The organism is Pseudomonas sp. GW101-3H06, from assembly GCF_059424605.1.
The window spans coordinates 389,269-405,042 of sequence record NZ_JBWKZO010000001.1; the positions used below are offsets into that span (position 1 = coordinate 389,269).

The following is a 15,774-nucleotide window of genomic DNA, read 5'->3' on the forward strand; positions in this document are numbered from 1 at the left end:
CCACAGTTGAAATGTATCTATTGTGGGAGCGAGCTTGCTCGCGAAAGCGGCCTCCTTGCCACCGCAAAGGCTTGGGTTATCCCTTGCCCTTGGTCCGGGTCATATTCGGCCCGCCATTCTTTTCCAGATGTTCAATGATGATCCCCGCCACGTTCTTCCCAGTGGTGGTCTCGATTCCTTCCAGTCCTGGTGACGAGTTCACCTCCATCACCAGCGGCCCGTGATTGGAACGCAGGATATCCACACCCGCGACCGCCAGGCCCATGACCTTCGCCGCGCGCAATGCCGTCATGCGCTCCTCCGGCGTGATCTTGATCAGGCTTGCGCTACCGCCGCGATGCAGGTTGGAGCGAAACTCACCGGGTTTGGCCTGGCGCTTCATCGCCGCAATCACCTTGTCGCCCACCACGAAGCAGCGAATGTCGGCACCGCCAGCCTCCTTGATGTATTCCTGAACCATGATGTTTTGCTTGAGGCCCATGAACGCCTCGATCACCGACTCTGCCGCCGTGGCGGTCTCGCACAGGACCACGCCGATGCCTTGGGTGCCTTCCAGCACCTTGATCACCAGTGGTGCGCCGTTGACCATTTCGATCAGGTCAGGAATGTCGTCCGGCGAATGGGCAAAACCGGTGACTGGCAAACCGATTCCGCGGCGTGACAGCAGTTGCAACGAGCGCAGTTTGTCCCGGGAGCGGGCGATGGCCACCGATTCGTTGAGTGGAAAAACCCCCATCATTTCGAACTGGCGCAACACCGCACAGCCATAAAACGTGACCGATGCACCGATTCGCGGGATCACGGCGTCAAAACCTTCCAGCGGTTTGCCACGGTAATGGATCTGCGGCTTGTGGCTGGCGATGTTCATGTAGGCGCGCAGGGTATCGACCACCACCATTTCATGGCCGCGTTCGGTACCGGCTTCGACCAGGCGACGGGTGGAATACAGACGCGGGTTCCGCGACAGCACAGCGATCTTCATGCAACACCTGTGGAGAGGGTAGATACCGGGAACACCGGCTTGTCTTGTACATACTTGATGCCCGGATTGACGACCAACTGGCCGTCGATCAGGGCTTTGGAACCGAGTAGCAGGCGATAACGCATGGACTTGCGGCAGGCCAGCGTGAACTGGACCCGCCAGACCCGATCACCGAGGGCCAGGGTGGTGCTGATCACGTACCGCACCTGCGCGTGACCGTTGGAGCTTTTAATGGTTTTCATCGTCACCAGCGGTGCTTCACAGCGCCGGTGACGCAACTGCACCACCGTGCCCAGATGCGCCGTGAAACGCACCCATTGCTCGCCGTCGCGGTCGAATGTCTCGATGTCGGTAGCATGCAGGCTGGAGGTACTCGCGCCGGTGTCGATTTTTGCCCGAAGGCCGGCAACTCCCAGATCAGGAAGTGCCACCCACTCGCGCAGACCGACAACGGTCAAATGGTCAAATGTCTTCAAGATTGCTCAACCGGTAGAAACCGCAGTGGCCGCAGGCGGCCGAATTCGCGGTATTCACGCAGAATAATGGTTAAAAGGCGACAGATATCGACGGCCGGGATTTCCAGCTTCGCAATGAGGTTATGGAATGTCAGCATTGTAATCCGGGACGACGTAATTCTTGGTACGAGAGAACGGTAGTACAGTTCACCAATATTTCAGAACGAGGAAATCCCATGGCACAAAAAAACGAAGAGGACGACAAAGTCCGTCTCGATAAATGGTTGTGGGCCGCACGTTTTTACAAAACCCGCGCGTTGGCCAAGGCGGCGATCGAAAGCGGTAAGGTGCACTGCCGTGGCGAGCGCTGCAAGCCGGGCAAGGAGCCACGCATCGGCGATGAGTTCGTGATTCGCACCGGCTTCGATGAGCGCACGGTGGTGGTTCAGGCGCTGTCGATCGTGCGCCGTGGCGCCCCGGAAGCGCAGACGCTGTACGCCGAAACCGAAGCCAGCATCGCCAAGCGCGAGAATGCCGCGGCCCAGCGCAAGGCAGGTGCTCTGGGTGTGAGCACCGATGGCAAGCCGAGCAAAAAGCAACGGCGGGATCTGTTCAAGTTTCATGGCAGCAGCAACGAATGAATGATCGGGTCCGTCGATCAGTCAAACAGGCGAACACTTGTAATTGTGCTTGCGCGTAGCCATATGGGGTAATTCGCCTACCCTACATGAGCCATTGGCAGCGCCATTCGTCGTAAAGCGCACGCAGCTGCCGACCTGTAAGCCATAACCAGGCAGCAGGGCGCGATGGCCAGGCGTAAATTCCAATTCTGTAACCACTTTTGTCTCCACTTCAGATACCCAGACTTATGACCGACCTACCGGATAACGACTTCACCCAACGCTTCATCTTCGATGACAGCGACACCCGTGGCGAGATGGTTTCGCTGGAGCTCAGCTATGCTGAAGTCCTCGCCAAACACGCCTATCCGGAGCCGGTCGCACAACTGCTCGGCGAGCTGATGGCAGCGGCGGCGTTGCTGGTCGGCACCTTGAAGTTCGACGGGTTGCTGATCCTTCAGGCCCGTTCCGAAGGCCCGATCCCGTTGCTGATGATCGAGTGTTCCAGCGAGCGCGACATCCGTGGCCTGGCCCGTTACGAGGCGGACCGGATCGCCCCCGATGCTACTCTGGCCGACTTGATGCCGGATGGCTCGTTGACATTGACCATCGACCCTACACAGGGCCAGCGTTATCAGGGCGTGGTCGATCTGGACGGTGAAACGTTGTCTGACTGTTTCACCAACTATTTCGTCATGTCGCAGCAGATCGGTACGCGCATCAAACTCTGCGCCGATGGCCGTCGCGCCCGTGGCCTATTGCTGCAGCAGCTGCCCGCCGATCGCTTGAAAGACGAAGAAGAGCGTGCCGCCAGCTGGCAGCACCTCACCGCTCTGGCCACCACCTTGACCGCCGATGAGCTGTTGGGCCTGGACAACGAAACCGTGCTTCATCGTCTCTATCACGAAGAGCAAGTGCGTCTGTTCGATGTGCAAAAACTGCGCTTCCGCTGCAGCTGCTCGCGCGAACGTTCAGCCAATGCGCTGGTCAGTCTGGGTATGGAAGACGCGCAAAAACTGGTGGTTGAACACGGTGGCAATATCGAAATTGACTGCCAGTTCTGCAACCAGCAATACCTGTTTGATGCCGCCGATGTCACTCAATTGTTCGCCGGCGCGGGTGTCGATTCACCGTCAGATACCCGTCACTAAAACGGTTCAGCGCAGGTAAATTCACTGGTTAGTGCCGGAATAACGCCGTTACGACGGGAGGACCCTACACTTTTTGGGCTTTTCTGGCATAATCCGGCCCACTTTTTTCGCGGTAGTAGTGCACGACTTTCTACTACAAAACGTTTGGAGCACTCGGCCACTGGCCGACGGGGAACCTCATGACGCAAGCCAATAACGCCGTGTACACCGATCTGAGTGTTGATGATCTGGTTAAAGAAGCCCTGAACCGCGGTGAAGGCGAGCTTGCCGATACCGGCGCACTGGTTGTTCGCACCGGTCACCGTACCGGCCGTTCGCCGGTCGATCGTTTCATCGTTGATGAGCCGACCACCCAGGCCGCCATCGCCTGGGGCCCGATCAACCGCAAGTTCCCGGCCGACAAGTTCGATGCCCTGTGGGCTCGCGTCGAGGCCTTCAACAACGCGCAAGAGCATTTCGTTTCCCACGTCCACGTAGGTGCCGCTTCCGAGCACTACCTGGCTGTGAAGATGACCACCCAGACCGCCTGGCAGAACCTGTTCGGTCGTTGCTTGTTCATCAACCCGGCCCAGTACAACCCGGCAGGTCGTGAAGAGTGGCAGGTCCTTAACGTTGCCAACTTCGAGTGCGTGCCTGAGCGTGACGGCACCAACTCCGACGGTTGCGTCATCATCAACTTCGCCCAGAAGAAAGTGCTGATCGCCGGCATGCGTTACGCCGGTGAAATGAAAAAAGCCATGTTCTCGGTGCAGAACTTCCTGCTGCCGGCCGCTGACGTACTGCCAATGCACTGCGCCGCCAACATCGGCGAAGAAGGCGACGTGACCCTGTTCTTCGGTCTGTCCGGCACCGGCAAAACCACCCTGTCCGCCGACGAAAGCCGTTACCTGATCGGTGACGACGAACACGGCTGGGGCGAAGGCGTTGTCTTCAACATCGAAGGCGGCTGCTACGCCAAGTGCATCGACTTGTCCGAGAAGAACGAGCCGGTCATCTGGAAAGCCATCAAGCACGGCGCAGTCCTGGAAAACGTCGTCATCGATGACGCCAAGCACGCCGACTACGCTGATGTCAGCCTGACCCAGAACAGCCGTGCCGCCTATCCGCTGGAACACGTTGCCAAGCGTTCCGAGAAAAACCTCGGTGGCGAGCCGAACGCCGTGATCTTCCTGACCTGCGACCTGACCGGCGTACTGCCGCCAGTGTCGATCCTGAACGAAGAACAGGCGGCCTACCACTTCCTGTCCGGCTACACCGCTCTGGTGGGCTCGACTGAAATGGGTTCGGGCAGCGGCATCAAGTCGACCTTCTCCACCTGCTTCGGCGCACCGTTCTTCCCGCGTCCGGCTGGCGAATACGCAGAACTGCTGATCAAGCGCATCCGTGGCTTCGGCTCCAAGGTTTACCTGGTCAACACCGGCTGGACCGGCGGCGGCTACGGCGTCGGCAAACGCTTCAACATCCCGACCACCCGTGCCGTGATCGCAGCGATCCAGAGCGGCGCGCTGATCGGTACCGAAACCGAGCACCTGGACACCATCAACCTCGACGTGCCGTTGGCCGTACCGGGCGTTGAAACTGGCCTGTTGAACCCACGCAACACGTGGGCCGACAAAGCCGCCTACGACGAGGCCGCCAAAGCACTGGCCGGCCTGTTCATCGAGAACTTCAAGAAGTTCGAAGTGAGCGACGCGATCAAGGCTGCTGGTCCTAAGCTGTAAGTGTTGGTTTGACGCAATGAAAAAGCCGCCCTTCGGGGCGGCTTTTTTGTGTGCGTTTTTCAGGTCTTCAGGTGCAAGACAAACGCGCCAACCAGCACCAGGACAATCCCCAACACCTGAATCTTCGCCAGCCGTTCCTTGAAAAACACGTACCCCAGAATCGCCGCGATCCCACCTGAGAGCGTGCTGATCACCGTCACCACCGAAACCGAGCCGGCCACCGCTCCCCAAGCAAAAGACGAGAAGCCACCGAGATTCATCAGGCTCGCGCCGGTCAATGTCAGGCAGTTTTTCAGCGGCGGGATCTTCAGGCCATCATCGATCCTGAGGACGATCACCACCAGCACAATCAGGCCCACCAGGTAGGCCAGCCACAGCATCGTCACCGGCCCGAGTATCGGCAGGACGAAGCGGCCTTGTAGCCAGAAACTGGTGCCGTAGAACGCTGCCGCCAGCAGTGCGTAGGCAATGGAACTGCTCGCTTGAGTGGTGTGTGGCACTTTCGGGTCGGAGTGAATGCTGGAGAGGACCACGCCGATCACGCACAGGGCGATACACAACAACTGGAGCAGGCTGATCTGTTCTCCGCCAGCCCAGGACAACAGCGTGGTTACAACGCCGTAGGACGTCACCAGCGGCGCCACAATGGACGCTTTACCGAGCGCAAAGGCCTTGGATAAGGCAAGGGCGCCAGATACGGTCAGCACCGCAGCCACAACCCCGAACAGCCAGGTTTCGAGAGGCGCGGCCATGGACCGCAGAATGAATACGGGAAAGGCGATCAGCAGCAGGCTCATGATGGTAAAGCCCAGTGCCTGACCGAAGTAAACCGCGCGTTTGACACCGACTGCGCGGGCGTTCAAACCCACCAGAAAATCCGTGCCGCCCCAAAGCAAGGCGGCCAACAACCCCATCAGTACGTCCACGCAATGTCCTTATTGTTAAGCGCCGGGGACGTTACAGACCTTCAAGCTCCCGAGTGTCCCAGCGTTGGGCCTTGATAGCCCGGTAGAGCATGCCGATGGTCAATGGTTCCTTGTCGCCGCGACCCTTGGCTTTGCGCTTGAGGAACACATCGTAGCCTTCGGGCTGGAAATAGCGATAACTGTCGTAATCCACGAAATCGATGTGGAATTGGTCTTCCAGGGTTTCGATCAAGTGTTGTGCGTCGGCGCCGTTGCAGCCGAGGTCGAAATTGATCGAGGTGGTGAGATGGATGGTTTTGCGTTCGAGGAGGCCGATTTCTTCGTGGAGTAGCTGGATGAGCAGGTGCATGGTGGCGTCATCGGGGAAGTTTGGGGCGAGGTTCATGGTGGGGTATCCAGAGGAGATTTGCGTGGAGCTTGTTGGTCGTCGGTCATGAGTGGAAGGCCGGCGTTCGCCTCGTAAAATCTCATCCACATCTTGCACGCTTTCCATTAGCTCATCAAAAAACTTGCTCATGATCATCTCCAGTGTTCGGTAAAGGCTTTCGATACGTTGCGTTTATCAGAGGCCGGTCTCGTTACCTGATCGTTCCCAAGCGAGAATGGGAACGATCATCCATCAATGTCAGGCAGGGGCTTTCCAGTTGAGCATGCGTTGCTGTGCAACCTTGAGTAGGTCGTAGCCGTCCTGGGTCAGGAGGTAAAGCGCGTGGGTGATGTGGGGAATGTCTTCGACGTCACCGTCCTTGAAGCTTTGGCAGTGCAAGGTTTGGAGGAGGTCGCTGGAGGCTCGGATGCGCTGGAGGGCGGCTTCGGGGATGTCTTGGGGGTTGGCTGCTGTGTCGATGATCAGGGGCGAAGTGTCGGTGAGGTTGGTTTGGAGTGGCAGGTAACGTTCGTTGGTGAACGGGTTCCATTTGTTCATTTTATGTATTCTCAAATGCTTCAGATGAAACCGCTTTCATCGTGACCAAGCGATGGAGGCGGACTGTGTTCGGGTTGGTCAACCGGTAGAACACACAAGACCGGCACGCCCTAAGGCGTCCCAAACACAGCCACCATAAAGCGTACAGACACTTGAGATGCCGGCAGCATACAACGGACGCGTTTGTGTGTTCCATCGGGTGACCAAGCCCGAGTCGCTGATAGCGACAGTCACGACTATAGGTATTAGCCTCGGGACAGCGATAGGCGACAAGTTGTCTTGTTTTGTAGGACCGTGCCGAAGCTTTGATAGGGCGATCCCTACAGACTTTCCTTCATCGCGATGGGCTTCAGATAGACCGCGTTATCGTTCTTCGCGAGCAGGCTCGCTCCCACAAGGGGAATGTGGTCAGCGGGTGGTTTTGGGCAAGCGCTGACGGGCGATGTCGAGCAGGTCGTTGCCGTCCTGGATCAGCAGGTACAGCGCACTGACGATGTTGGGGATGTCGCTGGCGTCGGCCTGTTTGAAGCACAGGCAGTACAAGGTTTCGAGCAAGTCGCTGGCGGCGCGGATGCGTTGGTGGGCGGCGTCGAGGATTTCCAAGGAATCGGCGTCGGTGTCGATGACCAGCACTGCGGTTTCGCTGTAGCTGGATTTGAGCGGACGATAGCGGTCGGTCATTGGATCAGTGTTGTTCATCGAAGTGGTCCTGTGCGAATTCGGCAACTGTTCCGGCAGGCCGAGACACTGCTTTCTGCCGCGCTGGAAACTATAGAAGGGGCGATCAGTGAGGGACAAGACGGCGGTAGGGGACGGCTTTCGTAGGGCTTTTATCGCCGATTGAGGAAGGAGCCTACGCACTGAAGCTGGTTTTTGGTTATGAAGCCGCTATTGGTAAAAATGCCTACGGCGTTATCAGGTATTGCATGGCCAATCTCGGCAGGAGATGCCTAAGACTCTGTGAGGTTTTTCGTAAGGCTGAAGCTTGAGCCCGTACGGCGGGACGGGCTCGGCGATCATATTTAGTAAACCTGGACTTTGGGGGGCGTGCGCGATGCTGCATCCAGGTCCATCAGCCCCCGGCCATAAGCTTCGCTATTGGCGTAGATGCCAGTGCGATTGGTCGTCGACAACAAATGCTCACGAATCTGTTGTGCATTGAGGTGAGGGAAGCGGCTTTGCAGGGCGGCCAGTGCTCCGCTGACCAATGCCGTCGCAGGTGATGTGCCCGCGGTTTGCACATACTTGCCATCCTTGTCTGTGGTCAAAAGGCCTTGGCCAGCACCCGAGTCCCCGCCCGGAACGGCAATGCACCACGCCGCCGCCACGCCGCAATAATTGGATTTGGCGTTGATGGCGCTGCCATCATTTTTCAGTGCGACGACAGCGATCCAGCCTTTCTCCAGCTCAGGCAGGGCGACAGGCAAGCCCGGCTCCGCCAGCGGTTCGCGCTTGAGTTCATTACCGGTTGGAAAGACCATCACGGCGCCGTCCTTGACCAGTTTTCGGGCGGTCACCAATGATTTCGGCATGACCTGGTTGTAGCGCGCTTCAGTGATCTCGGTAGCTGGAATGGAGTTGGCCCAGGAGTTACTCAGGATGCGGGCGCCTTTATCGAATCCGTCCTGCCAGGACAGGGCGATTTCATCATCGAAAAAGAACGGTTCGTTATCGTCGCCGAAACGGTAAGGGATCAGCTGAGCATTGAACGCGATGCCATGCATGCCCTGTTCATCTTTGTTGGCGGCGAGAATACCGGCCATTTGTGTGCCGTGACCGAGTCGATCATGGGTGCCGGGGCGGTTCTCGACATGGTCGAATCCGGGGTCAAAGACCCTGCCTTCAAATTCCGGAAGGTCGGTGTTCAGGCCGGAGTCGATCAACGCGACAGTCACGCCCTGACCAGTACCGCCTCGGGCATAGAGTCGTGATGCCTTGATGACTGCCAGCCCTTTTTGAGCCTGATACTCGGGCGTATTGAATGGGTCTGCTTCGATAGGGGGCTGTTTGGGAGGCGACAGGCATCCGCCGAGAAGCAGAGGCATGGTCAGTACGAGAGCCAATGGAAAAATTGGGGGTTGGAACATACTCGGTCCTTCGAATGGGTCTGCGTCCTCCAGGCTGCTTGCCGATGAAGTTTTGCGCAGATTTGCGTTGTTGGTTGCGAACCTTACCCGTGGATGGGCAGTGGTCGTCAGGTGGCAAAGTGCTCCGTGTATTTCAATCTGTGGCGCAAGCAGCGTGGGTTGAGGCTGTATCATCCGGTATCGTTTTTTGCCCCGACCTTTTCTCGACTCGCTGCGATCGCCGGCTAGGCTTTGTCCATCGCAGCGGTCAATGGAGTGACAGCTTATGCACAACACCCTGGAGCAGGTTTTCGGTTATCCACTGTTTCGACCCGGCCAGGAAGCAACGATCAGCGCAGTGTTGGCCGGGCGTTCGGCGGCGGCGATTTTTCCCACCGGCTCCGGCAAATCCCTGTGTTATCAGTTATCGGCGGTCATGCTGCCGCACCTGACGCTGGTGGTCTCGCCCCTGTTGGCGTTGATGCAGGATCAGTTGGCGTTCCTGCAACGCCGCGGCATTGCGGCAGGCAGTATCGATTCGGCGCAGAGCCGCGATGACGCCAGCGATGTCATGGCACGCGCCAGGTCTGGCGAATTGAAGATCCTGATGATTTCCGTGGAGCGCCTGAAGAACGAACGTTTCCGCCATTTTTTGCAGCAGGTCCCGATCTCGTTGCTGGTGGTGGACGAGGCGCATTGTATTTCGGAGTGGGGCCATAACTTCCGTCCGGATTATCTCAAGCTCCCGGACTACCAACGTCAGTTCAACATCCCTCAAGTCCTGCTGCTGACGGCCACTGCGACGCCCAAGGTGATCGCCGACATGCAGGCCAGATTCGCCATCGCTCCCGAGGATGTAGTGACCACCGGATTCTATCGGCCCAACCTCAAGCTCTGGGTTGAACCGGTGCGTGGGCAGGACAAGCGCCGACGCCTGGTTGAGTGGATGAGCGAGCGTCCCGACCAGCCGAGCATTGTCTACGTCACCCTGCAAAAAACCGCCGAGCACATTGCCGAGCATCTGAGCCGTAACGGCATTCAGGCCGAGGCCTATCACGCAGGTTTGCCAAATGATCAGCGCGACGGTATCCAGAAGCGCTTCATGGGTGGGCAGTCCAATTGCATCGTAGCCACCATCGCGTTCGGCATGGGCATCGACAAGAGCGACATCCGCAACGTGGTGCATTTCGATCTGCCCAAATCCATCGAAAACTACAGCCAGGAAATTGGTCGTGCCGGGCGTGACGGGCAGCCGTCCGACTGCCTGGTACTGGCCAATCGTGACAGCCTCAACGTGCTGGAGAACTTCGTCTACGGCGATACGCCGGAGTGCGACGGCATACGCCGTGTGCTCGACGAGTTGCAAGCATGTGCGCCTGAAGGGCAGTGGGAGTTTCTGTTGGGGCCGCTGGCGGACAACAGCAACATTCGCCAGCTGCCGTTAAAGACTCTGCTGGTTCAGCTGGAACTGCGTGGAATCATCGCCCCGCGTTACGCGTACTACGCCGAGTACCGTTTCAAATATTTGCTGGAACCGCAGGAACTGCTGGCCCGTTTCGAAGGTGAGCGCAGGGATTTCGTCGCGGCGATCATTCAGACGTCCTCCCGCGCCCGGACTTGGGCCACGGTCAATTTCGATACGCTGTACGAGCAGTATCAGGCTGAGCGGGACAGGGTGGTCAAGGCGCTGGATTACTTTCAGGAGAAGGGCTGGGTGGAGCTTGAAAGCAAACTGATGACCGAGGTCTACAGCTTGCTGCAATCGGACTTTGACAGCGCCGCATTGAGCGAAGAACTGCACGCTGACTTCACTCGGCATGAGCAAACCGAAATCGCACGAATCCACGCCATGCTCGATCTGTTCGCCACCGACCATTGCCTGGGTTATCGGCTGGCCGAGTATTTCGGTGATGAAAATGCGCCTCGGCAGTGTGGGCATTGTTCTGTCTGTCATGGGCAGGTGGCGCGTCTGCCTGAGCCACCGGCATTGCCGGCGCTTGCAGATAAAAATTTCGAGGCCTTGTGCGGCGACTTTATCCACAGGCATGAGCAGCACACCGGCAGTTTGCCTTCTGCGGAGCGTGTGACGCGGTTTCTGTGCGGGATCAGTGTGCCGCTGTTCACCAAGCTCAAGGTCCGGACGATTTCCGGGTATGCAGCGCTTGAGGATTATTCCTACGCCGAGGTGCGCGCGTGGGCTGAACATCATCTGTCTGATTGAGATGCGATAAATGTGGGAGCGAGCCTGCTCGCGAAGAACGATTACGCCGTATTCGCTTTAAACTGGCCATCCAACCTCAGGAGCCGACACTGATGTCCAACCCGATGCCTCAACGCACCGACTACCCGCACTTCCAGCCCATCACCACCCGCTGGCATGACAACGACGCCTACGGTCACGTGAACAACGTTACCTACTACAGCTTTTTCGACACGGCGGTGAACACCTACCTGATCGAAGTCGGCGGCCTGGATATCCACGATGGTGAGGTGGTGGGTTTCGTAGTGAGCTCGGCGTGCGATTACTTTGCTTCCATCGCATTTCCTGATCGGATCGAGATCGGTCTACGGGTAGGCAAACTGGGCAACAGCTCGGTGCAGTATGAGTTGGCGGTATTCAAGCAGGGGGAGGACGAGGCCTGCGCGGCGGGGCGCTTTGTGCATGTGTTTGTGGATCGGGCGTCGAACCAGCCGGTGGCAATTCCGGCCGGACTGCGCAACGCCCTGGAACGTCTGGTGGTTTAGTTCAGGCAAAAAAATCGCAGCCCTGGGGCTGCGATTTTTTACCTGCCAGCGAAACCGCTTCGGTCTCAGTGACGATGGCGGTAGTGCTTGTGATGCTTGCGATGGCCATAGGCATGACCGCGACCCGGGTGGCCGTCACGGTAGTAGCGACGGTCACGGTCACGATAGGAGCGACGATCATCATCGTCGTCATCATCGTATTTGTTGCCCATGTAGTTGCCCAGCGCGCCACCGGCGCCGCCGCCTGCTGCGGAGCCGATCAGGCTGCCAGTGGTGCCGCCCATGCTACGGCCGACCACGTTACCGCCTGCCGCGCCCAGCGCACCACCGATGGCGGCTTCGCCACGGCTGTGTTTGTCCGCGCCAACTGCGCTACCACCCGCCCCGCCCAGGGCCGCGCCGATGGTGGAACCTGTATTACCGCCAATTGACTGGCCGACGACCGAGCCTAGAACCCCGCCCAATGCGCCACCCACACCTGCTTCGGTGGTGCCGCCAGCAGAAGCAATGCCACTGACCAGGCCAAGGGACAACAAGAGAATCGAGGAGAACTTCATGGAGGAGGAACCTCAAGGGGATGACGTCGCGATCCTGAGGCCGTGGCATGGGCGTGACAATCGAAATCCGACGAGTAACACGACTTGAGCACATTTCTATAAGTTACTGTTTTTTAGACGGAACTTAAGTGTTTTTCGCCGGTCTTTAGCTACTTCGGATAGGCCGTTTTTGTGAGAAAACGGCCTTTTTTGTGGGCGTTAGGAAAGTATTCGATTCGGAAAACGTGTTGAACATCTTACCGCTTTCGCGAGCAGGCTCGCTCCCACAGTGGGGCCGGAGCGAGCACAAATGCCTGTGCCTACAAAAGATTCAATGTGGGAGCGAGCCCGCTCGCGAAGACGACAGATCAAACACCGCGTTAAGCCGATTTGGCCATGATCAACCCGGTCTCACTCGCCGCTTCCAGCCGGATCGCCACGAACTTCGACGTCGGTGTATGGCTGCCGTCCCCGGTGCTTTCCAACGGCACCAACGGATTCACCTCCGGATAGTACGCTGCCGCTTGCCCGGCCGGGATATCAAACGCCAGTAGTGTGAAGCCTTTCACCCGACGTTCGACACCATCATCCCACAGTGACACGATGTCAGCCTTCTGCCCTGGCTTGAAGCCCAGGCGAATGATGTCGGCTTCGTTCACGAACAGCACATCACGCTGACCTTTCACGCCGCGATAACGATCGTTGAGGCCATAGATCGTGGTGTTGTACTGATCGTGCGAGCGCATCGATTGCAGGATCAGGTCTGGCAATACGCCAGTGGCGCGGGTGCGCTCGTGCACCAGATCCTTGGGCAATACGTTCGGACGGAAATTGGCCCGACCCGACGCGGTGTTCCACTTGCGAGCACCGGCACTGTTGCCCAGATAGAAACCGCCAGGATTCTTGATCTTCTCGTTGAAGTCCTTGAAGTTGGGAATGGTGTCGGCAATCAGCTCGCGGATGCGTCTGTAATCCGCCACCAGCCAGTTCCAGTCCACCGGGTGGCTGCCCAGCGTGGCAGCGGCGATTCCGGCAAGAATGGCCGGCTCCGAGCGCATCTGGTTCGACAGCGGCTCCAGTTGACCGTTGGAGGCATGGACCATGCTGAATGAGTCTTCGACGGTCACCGCTTGTGGACCTTCAGCTTGCCGGTCGATATCGGTCCGGCCGAGGCATGGCAGGATCAGCGCGTCTTTACCATGGGCCAAGTGGCTGCGGTTGAGCTTGGTGCTGATCTGCACGGTCAGGTCGCAATTGCTCAGGGCCTTGAAGGTCCGTGGGCTGTCAGGGGTGGCCTGGGCGAAGTTGCCGCCCAAAGCGATAAACACTTTTGCCCGACCTTCGGCCATGGCGTGAATCGCCTCGACCACGTTGTGGCCGTTTTCACGGGGGACCTTGAACTGGAAGCGACGCTCCAGCGCATCGAGGAACGCCACTGGCGGGCGTTCGTTGATGCCCATGGTCCGGTCACCCTGCACATTACTGTGGCCACGCACCGGGCATAGGCCAGCGCCTGGCCGACCGATGTTGCCGCGCAGCAGCTGCAAGTTGGCGATTTCCTGGATGGTCGCCACCGAGTGACGATGCTGGGTGATGCCCATGGCCCAGCACATGATGACGTTCTTGCCCTTGGCGTACATGCGCGCCGCTTGCTCGATCTCAACAAGGGACAAGCCCGACTGCTCGACGATCTGCTCCCACGAGGTGTCGTCGAGGACGGCCAGGTAGTCCAGCACGTTGACGCTGTGTGCATTGAGGAAATCGTGATCGAACACCGCCTCGGTGCCAGCTTTCTGCGCGTCGCGCTCCCATTGCAGCAGGAACTTGGCCATGCCGCGCAGCACCGCCATGTCACCGCCCAGTGCCGGACGGAAGTACGCGGTGTTGGTCGGTTTGTCGCCGTTGGTGAGCATTTCGATCGGATGTTGCGGGTGCTGGAAACGTTCCAGGCCCCGTTCCTTCAGCGGGTTGATACACACCACCTGCGCGCCCCGTTTGACCGCTTCTCGCAGTGGTTCGAGCATCCGGGGGTGGTTGGTGCCCGGGTTCTGGCCCCAGACGAAAATCGCATCGGCGTGTTCGAAGTCGTCGAAGGTCACGGTGCCTTTGCCGACGCCAACACTTTGCGACAACGCAACTCCGCTGGCTTCGTGGCACATGTTCGAGCAGTCGGGGAAGTTGTTGGTGCCGTAGGCGCGCACGAACAACTGATAGAGGAAAGCCGCTTCGTTGCTGGCACGACCCGAGGTGTAGAACTCGGCTTGATCCGGGCTCGATAAACCGCGCAGGTGCTTGGCGATCAGGGCAAACGCATCGTCCCAACTGATAGGTTGGTAGCGATCGGTTTGAGCGTTGTAGCTCAGCGGTTCTGTCAGGCGGCCCTGGTATTCGAGCCAGTAGTCGCTCTGTTCCAGCAGCGAGGTGACGCTGTGTCTGGCGAAAAATTTGCCATCGACGCGGCGCTTGGTTGCTTCCCAGTTCACCGCTTTGGCGCCGTTCTCGCAGAACGCCACGATGCCGCCTTCGAGCGAATCACCCCAGGCGCAACCGGGGCAATCGAAGCCGCCGTTCTTGTTGGTCTTGAGCATCATGCGCAGGTTTTTCAGAGCGTTGTCGCTGGTCAACCAGGCTTGGGCGACGCTGATCAGTGCGCCCCAGCCACCGGCCGGGCCTTTGTAGGGCTTGTAGCGAGGGACGGGGGGCTGGTCGGCTTGACGGTGTTGACTCACGCTTGATTCTCCAACGCTGGGCTGTAGACCCGTGGCGCATTCTTTTGTGGCAGATGAATGAGGTTAAGGTTGTGGCGACGGGCCCATTGCACGGCGAGGCCCGTGGGCGACGACAGGCTGACCAGGGTCTGGATGCCGGCGCGCAAAACTTTCTGGATTAATTCGAGGCTGCAACGGCTGGTGACAATCGCCAGTCCACCCGTGATCGGGATGTGGCGACGGATCAGCCCGCCGATCAGCTTGTCGAGGGCATTGTGGCGGCCGATGTCTTCACGGCCGAGCAACAACTCACCCTTGTCGTTCATGAACACCGCCGCGTGCACCGCGCCGCTGTACTGCCCCAGCGGCTGAAATGCGCCGATGCGTTGGCGCAGGCCGTCGAGCCATTCGGCGGGCGGCAGTGGCGCGCCGGGCAACACCTTGAGATCCGGCAAGGCTTGCTCGACCGCCTCCACGCCGCAGAGCCCGCAACCGCTGGTGCCCGCCATTTGTCGACGCTGCAGCTTGAGGTTCCAGAAGGCACGGTTGGCGATGGTCACCTGCGCATACTGCGCCGACCCCGACCCGCTGAGTTGCAGGTCGTAGATTTCATTGACGTCTTCGATGATGCCGCTACCCAAACTGAAGCCGACGATAAAGTCTTCAAGATCGGTCGGTGTCACCAGCATGACGGCCTGGCTGATGCCGTTATAGGCAATCGCCAACGCCACTTCCTCGGCCAACGCAGTGCTGGCCGATTCGGCGTTTTCAATGTTGCTGTAGCTGTATGTCTGGCTGGCTGCAGGCGCGGGCGTTTCGAGGGCGGGCGCCGGGCAGGAAGGGCGCTTGGCGTTCATGGCATCACCGAGGGGTTGATCAGCTTAAAGACTAGGCGCGGCAAACTGTCGCGTCTAATCGCTATTACTGATCTGCCGATAG

General features: G+C 58.7%; 15 protein-coding genes. 5 read left to right on the forward strand and 10 right to left on the reverse strand.

Annotated features, from left to right (window positions below; genetic code table 11):
* Window positions 1-76: 76 nt before the first annotated feature.
* Together rimK and rimB are read right to left on the reverse strand one after the other, a co-directional pair.
* Complete coding sequence (rimK, locus tag AC07ZE_RS01820) at window positions 77-982, reverse strand: 30S ribosomal protein S6--L-glutamate ligase (protein WP_007972871.1); 906 nt, start codon at window positions 980-982, stop codon at window positions 77-79.
* The gene (gene rimB / locus AC07ZE_RS01825; RefSeq protein ID WP_095192378.1) at window positions 979-1,458 is read right to left on the reverse strand and encodes a retropepsin-like aspartic endopeptidase RimB; all 480 of its coding nucleotides are present in this window, start codon (window positions 1,456-1,458) and stop codon (window positions 979-981) included. Before rimB ends, rimK begins: the two co-directional genes overlap by 4 nt.
* Before the next feature lie 215 nt (window positions 1,459-1,673).
* Between rimB and AC07ZE_RS01830 the strand changes: the two genes are divergently transcribed.
* The 3 genes from AC07ZE_RS01830 (at window position 1,674) to AC07ZE_RS01840 (ending at window position 4,929) form a co-directional block, all read left to right on the forward strand.
* On the forward strand, window positions 1,674-2,078 hold the full coding sequence (locus AC07ZE_RS01830; RefSeq protein ID WP_207260439.1) for an RNA-binding S4 domain-containing protein: 405 nt from the start codon (window positions 1,674-1,676) through the stop codon (window positions 2,076-2,078).
* Window positions 2,079-2,305: 227 nt separating this feature from the next.
* Complete coding sequence (gene hslO / locus AC07ZE_RS01835) at window positions 2,306-3,208, forward strand: Hsp33 family molecular chaperone HslO (RefSeq protein ID WP_207260454.1); 903 nt, start codon at window positions 2,306-2,308, stop codon at window positions 3,206-3,208.
* Between the two features lie 179 nt (window positions 3,209-3,387).
* The gene (locus tag AC07ZE_RS01840; RefSeq protein ID WP_207260462.1) at window positions 3,388-4,929 is read left to right on the forward strand and encodes a phosphoenolpyruvate carboxykinase; all 1,542 of its coding nucleotides are present in this window, start codon (window positions 3,388-3,390) and stop codon (window positions 4,927-4,929) included.
* Between the two features lie 59 nt (window positions 4,930-4,988).
* Here the strand turns inward: AC07ZE_RS01840 and AC07ZE_RS01845 are convergent, their stop codons facing one another.
* The 5 genes from AC07ZE_RS01845 to AC07ZE_RS01865 all read right to left on the reverse strand — a co-directional run bounded on the left by AC07ZE_RS01845 (window position 4,989) and on the right by AC07ZE_RS01865 (window position 8,867).
* Window positions 4,989-5,843 carry a DMT family transporter gene (locus AC07ZE_RS01845; protein WP_207267743.1) on the reverse strand — a complete coding sequence of 285 codons (855 nt, stop codon included), beginning with the start codon at window positions 5,841-5,843 and terminating at the stop codon, window positions 4,989-4,991.
* Window positions 5,844-5,886: 43 nt separating this feature from the next.
* Window positions 5,887-6,240: a DUF1493 family protein gene (locus tag AC07ZE_RS01850; RefSeq protein WP_207260471.1), complete on the reverse strand. Its 354-nt coding sequence runs from the start codon at window positions 6,238-6,240 to the stop codon at window positions 5,887-5,889.
* 240 nt (window positions 6,241-6,480) lie between these two features.
* Window positions 6,481-6,780, reverse strand: coding sequence for a hypothetical protein (locus AC07ZE_RS01855; protein ID WP_207260473.1), 300 nt, complete (start codon window positions 6,778-6,780; stop codon window positions 6,481-6,483).
* Window positions 6,781-7,188: 408 nt separating this feature from the next.
* Window positions 7,189-7,479, reverse strand: coding sequence for a hypothetical protein (locus AC07ZE_RS01860; RefSeq protein WP_207260475.1), 291 nt, complete (start codon window positions 7,477-7,479; stop codon window positions 7,189-7,191).
* A gap of 323 nt (window positions 7,480-7,802) precedes the next feature.
* Window positions 7,803-8,867, reverse strand: coding sequence for a S8 family peptidase (locus tag AC07ZE_RS01865; RefSeq protein WP_207267744.1), 1,065 nt, complete (start codon window positions 8,865-8,867; stop codon window positions 7,803-7,805).
* A 265-nt stretch (window positions 8,868-9,132) separates the two neighbouring features.
* Between AC07ZE_RS01865 and AC07ZE_RS01870 the strand changes: the two genes are divergently transcribed.
* Together AC07ZE_RS01870 and AC07ZE_RS01875 are read left to right on the forward strand one after the other, a co-directional pair.
* Window positions 9,133-11,067 (forward strand): RecQ family ATP-dependent DNA helicase, encoded by a 1,935-nt coding sequence (locus AC07ZE_RS01870; RefSeq protein WP_207260477.1) that lies wholly within the window; start codon window positions 9,133-9,135, stop codon window positions 11,065-11,067.
* Window positions 11,068-11,159: 92 nt separating this feature from the next.
* On the forward strand, window positions 11,160-11,591 hold the full coding sequence (locus AC07ZE_RS01875; RefSeq protein WP_207260479.1) for an acyl-CoA thioesterase: 432 nt from the start codon (window positions 11,160-11,162) through the stop codon (window positions 11,589-11,591).
* A 65-nt stretch (window positions 11,592-11,656) separates the two neighbouring features.
* Here the strand turns inward: AC07ZE_RS01875 and AC07ZE_RS01880 are convergent, their stop codons facing one another.
* From AC07ZE_RS01880 to fdhD, 3 genes are all read right to left on the reverse strand, one after another.
* A complete protein-coding gene (locus AC07ZE_RS01880) occupies window positions 11,657-12,148 on the reverse strand; it encodes a glycine zipper domain-containing protein (RefSeq protein ID WP_137805909.1) in 492 nt (163 codons plus the stop codon).
* 359 nt (window positions 12,149-12,507) lie between these two features.
* Window positions 12,508-14,856, reverse strand: coding sequence for an FdhF/YdeP family oxidoreductase (locus AC07ZE_RS01885; RefSeq protein WP_207260488.1), 2,349 nt, complete (start codon window positions 14,854-14,856; stop codon window positions 12,508-12,510).
* Entirely contained in the window at window positions 14,853-15,692 is an 840-nt protein-coding gene (fdhD, locus tag AC07ZE_RS01890; protein ID WP_207260490.1) for a formate dehydrogenase accessory sulfurtransferase FdhD, read from the reverse strand. The genes AC07ZE_RS01885 and fdhD overlap by 4 nt, the downstream gene beginning before the upstream one ends.
* Window positions 15,693-15,774 lie beyond the last annotated feature (82 nt).